Source organism: Methylotuvimicrobium buryatense 5G (assembly GCF_000341735.1).
Classification (GTDB): Bacteria; Pseudomonadota; Gammaproteobacteria; order Methylococcales; family Methylomonadaceae; genus Methylotuvimicrobium; species Methylotuvimicrobium buryatense.
The window spans coordinates 3,169,749-3,181,488 of sequence record NZ_KB455575.1 but is presented as its reverse complement, the minus strand read 5'-3'; the positions used below and the strand labels follow the sequence as shown (position 1 = coordinate 3,181,488).

Here is an 11,740-nt window from a genome sequence, read left to right as displayed (position 1 = left end):
CGCACCGAGACATCGCGCATGTTGACAGCCGACAATTAGCCGGCGAATTTCTCAACGATTGGGAGGCCATCGTGCGCGTGGTCGAAACGCCGGCGCATCCATTGACCAACAACGTGGCGGAACGCAGTTTGCGGCACTGGGTATTGCTGCGCAAAATCACCTTCGGTTCGCGGACGGCACAAGGCAGTCGCGTGGTTGCCTTGCTGGCGAGCGTGATTGATACCGCGCGTTTGAGAGACCTGAATCCTTGGGAGTTTATTGCTCAAACACTGGCCGAACGCCGTAAAAACCAACCCGTCCCTCGTTTGCCTATGCCGGTTTTGGCGTGATAGGAACAGGGGGGCTAAACGATTACAAGATGACAGAGAGATTATTGGTTGTATAAAACTGCCAGTTGAGGGTAAAGAAAATGAGTGCTCTGATGAATTCTCAGAAAGAATAGCCCTGCTACTCAAACATGATTGGGAGAGGGTTAAATTAGAGGCAGGTCCATTTTTCATGAGAATAAAAGGTCTCCGGCAGATATTATCCAAGGTCATTTATCAGCCAGATCGAGAAAAGTACAAGAGAGTGCCGGGATGATTGTCAAAAGGAGTAGCAAGTAATGTGGCATCTCATAGTTTTTGCTGCGCTGTATCTTTTCCTCCCCTATGTGGTATTGCTTATCGTTGGGTTTTGGATCTTGTATGTTGTAATCCGTAGTATTTACCATGCATTTTACCCTGAGTCAGAACGAGCTTATCTAGAGCGGAAGGCAAAAGAGGCTGAGGAGAATCGAAAGCGAAAAGAGCAAGAAGAGGCAGAAGCCAAAGCAAAAAGAGAGAGAGCAAAGGCTGAAAACAGAGCGTGGATGGAGCGTGAAGCTAAGAAAAAAAGAAAAATTGAAGTCGAACGCCAACAGCACCGAGATGGTGATCAACAAACTACACCATATACATACCAAATTGGCAAGCACGGGAATGAATCGCTTGCTATTAGATATGGAATTGCCAACCAAGAACGAAAAGTTAAAGAGTATTGGTACTATGCAAAAGGTGGTGAGCAGAAGAGGAACCCTGATAGGGATCAAGTTTATTATGAGCCTGCGAGCACGATTCGGTTGCGAAAAACAAGAAAGGTGAGCAAAGACCTATACGAGGTGCTTTTAACTGACTTTAGAGAACGCAAAGCCAGGGCTATTATTGAAACGGGAACTGAGTATGTGAAAACTTTCTACCCACTTGATGACAGCTGGTTTGAGAAACACGCTGATCTTGAAGAAACATTAAACGGAAACAATTCGTTTACTTTAAAAGAATTGGCTACATTTCATGTTCAAAAGGCAGTTGGTATTTAATCAGCATATTCCGCTAACAAGGCGCTCCACTGGACGGCAATTCCGCTGCGCTCCATTGCCGCCAGTGAGCTTGGTCGTTCTGCGAAAAGATGATGGACACCCTACCCGATGATCGAATGCCTGAAGCCGAAGTTAGCCTTCGGTTAGCGCTTTACATTGCTCGCAATCAATATGCGACAGGTGATGTGGATGTCGCAATCGACGGTGCGCAGGTGCGAAATCTGAATAAAATTCACTTCCCGATGGACAAATTTCTCCGCGATGAGGGGTTGATTGCCGTTACAAGATCTGGAGATTCATGGCAGGGCGTATACAAGATTGCTGATTCTCAAAGTAAATTGAAGATTCACTCCAGCCCAGGCCTTGGCGATGTTGTAGCAACACTGCGAAACGGCCGGCGACTACGAGTTGAAAGCAAGAAGGGAAAGCTGCAACGATCCAAGAGCTCATCGGAATACCCATTGTTACGTGAGGCAATCGGCCAACTAATGACGGTTTCAGAAGTTTCGGATATTGATCTTTTAGGTGTTGCCGTGCCACACTCTACAAAATTTGCTGAACTTTCTAGCCGCTGGTCTTCAGCGCCATTGATTCAGCGTGTCGGAATCATAATTATATGCGTCCACCGCAGTGGGCTGGTGGACGGTCTACCTGCAATCGCAGAACCAAGCAATGCACCCGAGTCGCGAAGTCGGACGTTTTGAAGTTGGAAAGTCTCTCGTCGCGACCGGGTGATTGCAACCGCTGATGCTGATGCTGATGCTGAGCGTTCAGCGTCGTAGGACGAAACCGAAATGTCAAATCTCAAAATCACTGAAATCAAGGCCTTCGTTCCGTCAAAGGACTTCGAGCTTTCCAAGCAGTTCTACAAGGATCTTGGTTTTACGATGGCCTCTGAAGGTGCCGGTATCGCTTACTTCCACTTTGGGCATGTTAGCTTTCTGCTCCAAGATTTCTGCGCCGAGTCGTTCGCCGAGAATTTCATGATGCACATCCTGGTAGAAGATGTGAATTCATGGTGGCAGCAAGTCCAGAAAAGCGGTGTCATTGAAAAATACGGAGTCAAGGTTACCGAGTTGGAAAATCAGCCTTGGCGCATGCGTGATTTCTGTCTTTACGATCCATCCGGTGTTCTTTGGCGCATTGGCCAAAACATTGATTGAACTCCAAGGGGAGCACATGCGGTTGAAATCTACGCCGAACCCATAATTCTAGCGGACCGCCTCCGACGGCCGGTGAGTTCAAACGTTGAATTTTCCTTCAATGTCGGTTTAGGTGCGTGGCTAGATGTCTCTGAATGACTGCTTTACAAGGACGACCAGCCACCCATACTAATCCGGTGTCTATCTCTTGATGGCCGGGTGGAGCCAAAAAAGGACGTAAGGTTGGTTGCCGAATAGCTGCCATTCACCGAACTTAGGGATGGAAAATTTCGCCGGCATCGCCAACGGCCGGTTTTGGCCGTTACCCGTCTAATAATCATCATTCGCCGCATCCGGCAAAACCACCACAAACGGCCCCGCCCGAAGATTCCCTTCGCCATAACCCCGCACCGGCACCGACGGCCAGCGGTTGAATTCCGGTTCCGCGAGGATTCTTTCGGCCGCTTTTAAACATTCCGCGAGCAAATCCGCATCGATGCCGTGGTCGAGTAGGGCGGTTTGAAGGCTCGGATATTCGCCTTCCAAGTCGTAATCGGCCATCGCCGCCCCGAAGCCTTTGACCCATTCGATCAGTTCCGGATCTTCTTCGTTCGGCACAAAGCCCTTGCCTCCGGATTTATAAAACGCCCAGCCTTGCGCCCAGTGATTTGGTATGTCTGTCATAAGTCCTCTTTGTTTCAAACACATTATGCGGTTCGCATCATTGCTTGTAGCTTAATACCGCATATTGCATAATGCGAATAGCGTTTTATTAGGCGCTATTTTTTGTGCAGCCACATAATAATGGAATGAATAAAAACCCCCTCTCTATGTCTTCCTTATGGAATAGTGCGTGTTCCGGAGGTTTCACTCTTCTTGAAGCGTTAGTTGTGGTTGCGATTATCGCGATTTTAGCAGCTCTTGCCGCTCCTGCCTTTAATTCGACCCTTGATAAACAACGTATTACCGGTGCTGTTGAAGCAATAGCCACCGATTTGCGTTTGGCACGCGCTGAATCGATTAAACGCAATAGAATCGTCAAGGTGACTTTTTCAACAGGAAGCAACTGGAGTTATACCGTTCATGCCGATCCTGACGGAAGTAATGAATTACTCAAGACAGTCAACGGTAGCGATTTTTTCGGGACAACATTAGATTCAGCCGCCTTTGGCGGGGATGACGATGTTTTTACTCTATTTAATCCAACTCGAGGCGATAATCTGATGGATGGCGCTACTACTTTGACATCTGAATATTTTAGTGCGACTGTCACCGTCAGTCTATTGGGGCGCATTAGGATATGCGGGACTATAGACAGGTATCCGCTATGCAGCTAAGTAAACGATATCAAACCGGCTTGACTTTAATCGAGTTGTTGATTGGGATGTTGGTCGGTTTAATCGTTGTTGCGGGTGGTGTCAATGTTTTCGCTACATCGGTTAGAGGTCAAAGCGACAATATTAAATTGACTCGCTTAAATCAGGATATGCGGGCAATGATGGATATCATGGTGCGCGATATTAGACGCGCTGGCTTTGTTACAGATGATCCTGAAAATAATGCCGCTTTGCAAAATAACCCCTTTTTTGACGATCTCACAGCCGGCGCAACAACGGATATTGCGATATATGACAGTGGCTCATGCATTGTTTATGCGTATAACCGTAATAATGACAATCCTCCGGTTGTGAATGATGATGAACGTTTTGGCTTTCGACTGAATAATGACGGCGAATTGGAAATGCGTCGTGATGGCACGACCAATGAGAACTGTACTAATGGCGATTGGCAATCGGTCACCGAGCCGGATGTTGAGATAATTGATTTAGCGTTCGTATTGGCTACAGAAGTTCTTAATGTTACCAGCATGGCGACCGACTCAGATAATGATGGATGCTTTGATGGCGACGATAACTGCAACGGATTGTGCGATGCCGGTGAAGCGTGTCGGACATGCGTTCGAAATGGCACCGCACCTGATCCTGCTTGTTTGTTCGTTCGCAATGTTGCAATCGGATTGACGGGGCGTTTACGGACCGATACTGCAGTTTCGCAAACAATCACGCAACAAGTGCGGATCAGGAACGATAAATATCTACCGCCTCTTAATTGATTGGGACTGCCTTGATATGAATATGATTGGTATTGGCTTTATGAGACGACAGCAAGGAGCGGCTACGTTGATTGTGGTCATAGTTTTGTCGATAGTGATGGGGGGCGTTGCGCTGACTACGGCGCGTACAGGCGTCATGGAACAACAAATTGTCGGTAACGATTTACGAGCCCGCGAAGCACAGGAGGCAGCCGAAGCCGGGCTTGAATATGGCTTGGCTTGGGCCAAAAGCAACACAATTCCCAATAACGTCACTTGTGCAGCGGGTTCGTTGCCAAATGGTTGCCCCTCGGCGCTCCCGCCTGTTGTCGGAACCTCGACAGGTGAAAGCTATAATTATCTACTAACTTTTACTAAAGGAAGCGACGCGATACGAGTGACTTCGGTATCGCAAGGAAGTAACGATGCCAGCATAACAGCACAATCAGAAGCGTGGGTTAAACAAATCCGCAAAAGTCTGTTCGGTTCCGGCATGACGATGCCGCCGCCGTTGGCTGCATCAGGGTGTATTACGGGTACCAAAGGAAGCCCGACTACTTATTTACTCGGGGTAGGCAATCTTGTGGCCGCAAGCGGCACCAGCGCTTCTTCGACTTGTCTTCCTCAAGGGCATATGAACGTAAACCTGTGGGACGATGCGAATAACAATGGCGTGTTAGACACTGGCGAGACGGGGGTATCGGATAATTATAATGTCGGTACGTTTCCCGGGTGTCCAGGCACTGAATGCGCATGGAATAATTATTTTGAAATGAGCTTGTCCGATGCTAAACAAGAAGCCACAGATGCAGGCCATGTGTATACAAGCATTCCTTGCGGGCCGCCGAATTCATCGCCTTCAATCTATGTTGTCAATAACAGTGGGCCGATAAATTCATCCGATATAACCGGTTCTTGTTCTGGCGTAGGCATTGACAATAGGACCATCGGCGGACCGAATAATCCGGTTTTACTGATTATCCCCAGCGGATACGGATGCCCGAAGTTTAATGGCAGCATTCGCGTCTACGGCGTTATTTATTACGAGACGGCGACAGCTTGTGCGACCAATGGTTTTGGTGGAGCAGAAGTTTATGGGGCAATTCTGATCGAAGGGGATGCGTATAAGTTTAATGCCAATACGAAATTCATTGAAGTCGATCACGGCAGCGGTGATGCCTTGAATGATATTTTTCAAATGAGCGTAGATGATGCTACGCGCATTCCCGGTACCTGGAAAGATTTTTAAAGGCGTGATCATTATGAACGTGCAGCATCGCAAAATTCGAGGCTTTTCTTTGATTGAGGCTATGATAGCCTCTTTAGTGGTCGGCATGACAATGCTGGGCGTTGCCCGTTTGCAAGGGATTACGTTGTCCAGTAGCGGGGATAGCCGGATGAGAACGCATGCGCTGAATCTAGCGCAAGAAAAAATCGAAGAATTACGCACCTTTGTACATCAGTCCGACTATAGCGCGTATTCAGGGTCTGATAGCGATACACAATTAGGCGCCAATGCGACATTTACACGAACCTGGACGATTACGGGTTGTGCGAATTCAGTTGAGTGCAAACAAGCCAATGTTGCCGTATCTTGGCAAGATCAAGCGGATACGACGCAAATCGTACAGCTGACTTCATTCATTGCCGAAGTCGATCCGGTGAAAGGCGGCGTAGTGCTCCTGGCGATGAATAATACTGGCGGAGGCGGAGGCGGCAGTCCTGACGATTGTACTTGGGTACATGGCACCGTGCCGAATGGCAGTACCGTAACGGCTTATTTGTCCGGTACAGTCGCGTCGCTCGATGATTGCGTCAGCGAAACCAGGTTATGCACCGAAGGTGTTTTATCCGGTGCTTATACCTATCTTTCGTGCAGTGTCGATGGCGAGAATGGTGACGGAGGCGACGATGGGGGAGATACGACGCCACCAGAAGATGGTAACGACGGAGAAGGAGAAGGAGAAGGAGAAGTTGTAGGCGGCGGTGGAGGCTTTGTTTCCTGTAGCTGTTTTTTTCGAAACCCTGGTCAAGGTTATTCGTTGAGCGGTACGAATCCTTCTGAGTGTACCGTGTCTTGTTGCCAAGAGAATGATACGGGATCTGGAAATAGCAGGTATTTTTCGGCAAGTTGCCCCGTTGAATAAATCGATTATTCGGGATTATCCTTGAGCCATGCCCGGAACTCGTCAAGTATGCCTTTGCTGGTCAGTTCGGGGGTGGTGCAATTGAATACTTCGCAAAGGTGGCTTTTGATTCGGTACATGGCTACTATGCTTTAGTTGTATTTTTAAAATAACGAAAAAGGAACCTGAATGAAATTTTTATTAACATTTTTAGCGGTTATTTTCTTGACTGGTTGTACTACAGCCGGCCCTTACGTCACTAACATTTCAAGTGACGGCAATAATGGATTAAATATCGAAAAATGCAAAGTTGAACTCAATGCGTTTTTAGGTGTTGTAAATACAGGTGATTGTTCGAACAGCAATATAAAACTTTCACGTCAATAATGATTTACTTGTTTGCACAATCGTTATCTCACCAAACCCCACCCCAAACAAAACCCCGACCGCAGCATCAAGGCGTTTAAACACCCTTATTTTGCCGCGCGCGGTCTCCAGCATCGGATTCAGTTTATGCTTTCCGGACAGCGTGACGGTCCAGCCGTCTCCGGAGGCGTGTTTTTGGATGACGGGCGCCTCTAAAGCGCCCGCCTGGAATAAAATTTCGGCTTCTTTACTATTCATATTCACTTTTGCGGCTACAAAAGCTAGACTAAGTTAAAACAAAATTACACTTTTGTATGATAAAAGTGAATCCATGATCGTGCGAATCGTCTTTATTGTAGCCTTATTCTTGCCTTTCCGGGTAGCGGCCTGGGATGACGACGCCGTGTTGTCGTTCATCGGCCGGGTCAGTGTCGGCGGCACCGAGTTCCGGGACGATCCTTACACCGTGTTCGGCGGCCTGCAGATCAACATTCCGTTGTCGTCGGTCAAGGAAGAACGGGAGGCGGCCTTGAAGCAAGTCGCCGAAGCCAAGCCGGTGATCGCGGTCGACGACCTGACCAATTTGACGCCGACGCAGGTGGCCTTCTGGCTGGCCATTTTCGACCATGCCCAGGTGATCGGCTGAAAAGGCCCGCGTCCGGAAACTGTGGTGGAAAATGCGCGAGATTGGGGTCAAGCCGTTGCCTCCGGACACGATCCGGACGATCGTCAAACGCTACATCGAAACCAAAGGCATCCTGATCGAATCGCCGGAGCTGTATATCAGTCACGTCGTCAAGCAATCGGGCGGGGTGCCGCAGGCGATCTACGACATGCTCGACGAATCCGGCAAGGAACGGATCATCGACAAGCGCAAGGTGCGGGAAATGCGCCACGAGGCCGGCGTGCAATATCTCGATTTCACGCCGATGGTGATGGTCCTGGGGGCGCTGATCGTGTCGATGCGTTACGTCGGCATGGGTACCGGGGACAAGACCTTATACATCATGGGCGGAATCGGGGCGGCGCTGTTTCTGACGTTTAGGTTCTTTATATTTAAAGGCGTGGGAAAATGAGGCATTCTTTTCCTGTGCTAACACATGAACGTTGAGACTATTTTTATGACTGCTTCCAGATATCAAATCCGCCCGATGACCTGCCATGAAATGATGATTGCTGTTGACTGGGCCGCTAGCGAGGGTTGGAATCCGGGTCTTTATGACCACGAATGTTTTTTTGCCGCTGACCCAGACGGGTTTTTAATCGGTTTATTGGATGATGAACCGATTGCCTGCATTTCAGCGGTGAAATACGGAGAGACGTTTGGTTTTCTCGGCTTTTACATCGTCAAACCGGCATACCGGGAGCAGGGCTACGGTATTCAGATATGGCAAGCGGGGATAGATCGTTTACAAGGACGCACCATCGGCTTGGACGGTGTGGTCAGCCAACAGGCCAATTATCAAAAGTTTGGCTTCAAGCTGGCGTACCAGAATATTCGCTATAAAGGATTATCGGGCGCTTCGCAATCTATTGACCCGGCGATTGTTGATGTTATGACGTGTGACTGGGAAGCCCTCATGGATTTTGACCAATCGGTTTTCACCGTTGACCGTTCCGCCTTTTTATTCTCCTGGCTCAATCAGCCCAATAGCCATGCGTTGGCCTATCGGGAATACAGCAAAATTGTCGGTTACGGCATGGCAAGAAAATGTCGAATCGGCTTTAAAATCGGCCCTTTATTTGCCCAAACAGAACCGCAAGCCGAAGCCTTATTGCAGGCACTGCAAACCAGATTGCCAGAAAGCAGTCCGTTTTTTCTCGATATTCCTGCAATAAACCCGTGTGCAACGAGCTTGGTCGATCGCTGCGCTATGCAACCGGTTTTTGAAACAGCCCGGATGTATATCGGACTAGAGCCGCCTGTGCCGGTTAACAAGGTCTATGGTGTCACCAGCTTTGAATTAGGTTAAGTTTCGTGCTGGCAGCGACGCACATTGCCTTTTCTAGCGCGTTATATTTAGGCGGGGCGGCGGTTTTTGAATATGAAACCAGCATAATCAACGGGGCGAATAAATTGTCCAAGGCGATTTCACTGGGTAATGATCATGCCTTCTCTCAAGATGAAAAAGAAGACCAGGACATTGCGGAAGGCTGTCGCCGGCTCATCAAAAATACCCTTATATGTTGGAACTATCTTTATCTTGCAAAGGAACTCGGTAAGGATAATAACGAAGAGCGTAAAAAAGAACTCATGGAAGCGATCCGAAACGATTCCGTCATGCGGTGGAGCCATTTTAACTTGCAGGGGATTATGATTTCTCGGATGAAAAAATGATTGATTCCGTTGGGTTGTAAGCTCTCAAAAAACAGCCTCTAAAATTAGCTAAAATTTGAGAGATCGAAAATCGTCCGCAGGCCATTCTGCGCAAGAGGTTAGCTAAAATCTCGTGAAACTTTAGAGCCTTTTGTTGATTAGCACCCAATGTCGCTTGTTTTGCGAGAGGTTGCCGTGACTTTTTAAGAAGTTACGTCTATGCAGGCCGGAGGCCTTTTTACCGGAGCAGGTGCAATCCACGGAAGTTTAGTACGGGAATTGAGAATTATCGGTAATGTGCCGCGCCTCAAGTCAGGCCGCCGCTAGCGGTGGCGATCCACAGCACGGCTGATTTCCTCGCTATCGCCATTAAAAAACAACCTGGCCGAAGCCGGTTTCGAGTTGCTCCGCTGTAACAGGTCGGCTAAACATGTAGCCTTGCAGCGAACGCTGAAAATCTTGGAGTGTGCCACAGGCACACAAACTGACGCTATACGGAAATAGCGATCAGATGTGTATAAGCTCATTGGAAGATGATGGTAGGTCCATCAAAGTCTGTTGTCGGAAACCGGCTTTAAACCACCTCAAGCTGCTTGTATTAAGAGTGCAGGTAGTGAGCGTTGAGGAAAAGCTAATTCATAATTAGCAGGTAGGGTACAGAGAGACGAGTTAAACCGAACCTATGTTGACGCGTCGTTATTCAGAGACTCGACATCAAAACCTGGGGCGTCCAAGACTTCAGGGATGAGTCTGCAAGCGGATCCGAAGTCTGTGCAGATGGTGTCCGGCGTATAGTGGGCGTGACTCTGTACCGGGCTTTCAATGGGAACTGTGGGAACCAGTCATCATGATGTTAAGGGAGAAATGCAAATCACTAAATTGATAAGTATGAGAGTACCGATGCGTGATACTGGGGCGGAGTTGCTCGTAGTAGTGTTGAAGCGTTTGTAATGAACGAGGAGCGAAGGGGCAACATCAGGCAGCCTTTATTGCTATCACAACTGTTGAAAGGCAGGAGGATGATATGAGCGAGGCAAAGCCATTTGTCATTTCGAAATGGCAAGTGATGCGTGCATTTGAATTGGTGAAAGCCAATGCGGGTGCTGCAGGTGTTGATAGGCAATCGTTGGCAGATTTTGAAAGAAATCTGAAAGACAATCTTTACAAGTTATGGAATCGGCTGTCGTCCGGCAGTTACTTCCCGCCGCCTGTCAAAGCGGTAGCCATACCGAAGAAAGCAGGTGGCGAACGGATTTTGGGTATACCCACCGTGAGTGATCGTATTGCTCAGATGGTCGTCAAACTGGAATTTGAACCCCAGGTTGAGCCGCACTTTTTGCCTGACTCGTATGGCTACAGGCCGAATAAGTCAGCACTCGATGCGGTGGGTGTCACGCGAGAACGTTGTTGGCGCTATGACTGGGTACTTGAGTTTGATATTAAGGGATTATTTGACAATATACCGCATGATCTATTGCTTAAAGCGGTCTATAAGCATACCGATACGGCTTGGGTGAGATTGTATATCGAGCGCTGGTTGACGGTGCCGATGCAGATGCCCAATGGGGAATTGAGTAGCCGGGGAAAAGGCACGCCACAAGGTGGAGTTGTCAGTCCGGTGCTCAGTAATCTGTTTCTGCACTATGTCTTCGACAAATGGTTGCAAAAGCACTACTCGGATACACCCTGGTGTCGTTATGCCGATGATGGTCTGGTGCACTGCCGGAGTGAGGCAGAAGCCAANCACATGCTGGAAGCACTGAAACAACGCTTTCAGTCCTGTGGGCTTGAACTTCATCCGGTGAAAACCAAGATTGTTTACTGTAAAGATGGAAGTCGCAAAGGGCGCTATAAGCATACCTCCTTTGATTTTCTGGGGTATACGTTCAGACGGCGACTGTGTAGGAATCGCAAAAGAAACAGTGTGTTTGTAAACTTTACGCCGGCGGTGAGTAAAGCGGCGCTGAAGTCAATGCGAGGAAAGGTCAGAAAGTTACGAGTCAGAACGCGTACCGAGTTGAGCTTAGGGCAAATAGCACAATGGTTGAATCCCATCATTAGGGGATGGATAGGCTATTATGGTTGTTATACCCGATCTGCGTTATATGGTATGTGTCGTCACGTCAACATGACTCTGGTGAGGTGGGTAAGACGAAAGTTCAAGCCGCTACGCCAGCATAAAATAAAGGCAATGCTGTTTCTGGAGAAGATTGCAGATCAACATCCAAACTTGTTTGCCCATTGGCGGGCGGGAATGATAGGTGCGTTTGCCTGATGGGAGCGGTATGAATCGAGAGGTTCACGTACCGTTCTGCGAGAGTCTGTGGGGGAAGTGCCTGCGGTCTACTCAACAACGGAGCG

At 48.4% G+C, this 11,740-nt stretch carries 16 protein-coding genes; 14 read left to right on the top strand and 2 right to left on the bottom strand.

Annotated elements, in window-relative coordinates; translation table 11 throughout:
* From METBU_RS24255 to METBU_RS0114305, 4 genes are all read left to right on the top strand, one after another.
* Positions 1–329 (top strand): IS66 family transposase (locus METBU_RS24255; protein WP_017841289.1); only part of this gene is annotated, 329 nt, incomplete at its 5' end.
* Between the two features lie 275 nt (positions 330–604).
* Entirely contained in the window at positions 605–1,336 is a 732-nt protein-coding gene (locus METBU_RS0114315; protein ID WP_017841288.1) for a cell envelope integrity TolA family protein, read from the top strand.
* A 116-nt stretch (positions 1,337–1,452) separates the two neighbouring features.
* Entirely contained in the window at positions 1,453–2,040 is a 588-nt protein-coding gene (locus tag METBU_RS0114310) for a hypothetical protein (RefSeq protein ID WP_026130236.1), read from the top strand.
* A 90-nt stretch (positions 2,041–2,130) separates the two neighbouring features.
* Positions 2,131–2,499, top strand: a complete 369-nt coding sequence (locus tag METBU_RS0114305) for a VOC family protein (protein ID WP_017841286.1) — start codon at positions 2,131–2,133, stop codon at positions 2,497–2,499.
* Between the two features lie 309 nt (positions 2,500–2,808).
* Here the strand turns inward: METBU_RS0114305 and METBU_RS0114300 are convergent, their stop codons facing one another.
* Positions 2,809–3,162 (bottom strand): hypothetical protein, encoded by a 354-nt coding sequence (locus METBU_RS0114300; RefSeq protein ID WP_017841285.1) that lies wholly within the window; start codon positions 3,160–3,162, stop codon positions 2,809–2,811.
* 125 nt (positions 3,163–3,287) lie between these two features.
* Between METBU_RS0114300 and METBU_RS0114295 the strand changes: the two genes are divergently transcribed.
* From METBU_RS0114295 to METBU_RS26490, 5 genes are all read left to right on the top strand, one after another.
* A complete protein-coding gene (locus tag METBU_RS0114295) occupies positions 3,288–3,815 on the top strand; it encodes a GspH/FimT family pseudopilin (protein WP_017841284.1) in 528 nt (175 codons plus the stop codon).
* Positions 3,806–4,591, top strand: a complete 786-nt coding sequence (locus tag METBU_RS0114290) for a PilW family protein (RefSeq protein WP_014147550.1) — start codon at positions 3,806–3,808, stop codon at positions 4,589–4,591. Before METBU_RS0114295 ends, METBU_RS0114290 begins: the two co-directional genes overlap by 10 nt.
* A 16-nt stretch (positions 4,592–4,607) precedes the next feature.
* Positions 4,608–5,819, top strand: a complete 1,212-nt coding sequence (locus METBU_RS0114285) for a pilus assembly PilX family protein (RefSeq protein ID WP_017841283.1) — start codon at positions 4,608–4,610, stop codon at positions 5,817–5,819.
* A complete protein-coding gene (locus METBU_RS0114280; RefSeq protein ID WP_138767050.1) occupies positions 5,779–6,717 on the top strand; it encodes a type IV pilus modification PilV family protein in 939 nt (312 codons plus the stop codon). The genes METBU_RS0114285 and METBU_RS0114280 overlap by 41 nt, the downstream gene beginning before the upstream one ends.
* A 168-nt stretch (positions 6,718–6,885) precedes the next feature.
* The gene (locus tag METBU_RS26490) at positions 6,886–7,083 is read left to right on the top strand and encodes a hypothetical protein (protein ID WP_017841275.1); all 198 of its coding nucleotides are present in this window, start codon (positions 6,886–6,888) and stop codon (positions 7,081–7,083) included.
* Here METBU_RS26490 and METBU_RS0114275 read toward each other — a convergent pair.
* Positions 7,072–7,320, bottom strand: coding sequence for a hypothetical protein (locus METBU_RS0114275; RefSeq protein WP_017841274.1), 249 nt, complete (start codon positions 7,318–7,320; stop codon positions 7,072–7,074). The two genes, METBU_RS26490 and METBU_RS0114275, sit on opposite strands and share 12 nt — an antisense overlap.
* 52 nt (positions 7,321–7,372) lie before the next feature.
* On the opposite strand from METBU_RS0114275, the gene METBU_RS28170 reads away from it, so the two are divergent.
* The 5 genes from METBU_RS28170 to ltrA all read left to right on the top strand — a co-directional run bounded on the left by METBU_RS28170 (position 7,373) and on the right by ltrA (position 11,654).
* Entirely contained in the window at positions 7,373–7,708 is a 336-nt protein-coding gene (locus METBU_RS28170; RefSeq protein ID WP_235726416.1) for a hypothetical protein, read from the top strand.
* 31 nt (positions 7,709–7,739) lie between these two features.
* The gene (locus tag METBU_RS24245) at positions 7,740–8,138 is read left to right on the top strand and encodes a hypothetical protein (RefSeq protein ID WP_186005693.1); all 399 of its coding nucleotides are present in this window, start codon (positions 7,740–7,742) and stop codon (positions 8,136–8,138) included.
* 24 nt (positions 8,139–8,162) lie between these two features.
* A complete protein-coding gene (locus tag METBU_RS0114265) occupies positions 8,163–9,035 on the top strand; it encodes a GNAT family N-acetyltransferase (protein ID WP_017841281.1) in 873 nt (290 codons plus the stop codon).
* A 5-nt stretch (positions 9,036–9,040) separates the two neighbouring features.
* Positions 9,041–9,400 (top strand): Tn3 family transposase, encoded by a 360-nt coding sequence (locus METBU_RS0114260; protein WP_017841280.1) that lies wholly within the window; start codon positions 9,041–9,043, stop codon positions 9,398–9,400.
* Positions 9,401–10,403: 1,003 nt separating this feature from the next.
* Positions 10,404–11,654 carry a group II intron reverse transcriptase/maturase gene (gene ltrA / locus METBU_RS0114255; RefSeq protein WP_017841279.1) on the top strand — a complete coding sequence of 417 codons (1,251 nt, stop codon included), beginning with the start codon at positions 10,404–10,406 and terminating at the stop codon, positions 11,652–11,654.
* Positions 11,655–11,740 lie beyond the last annotated feature (86 nt).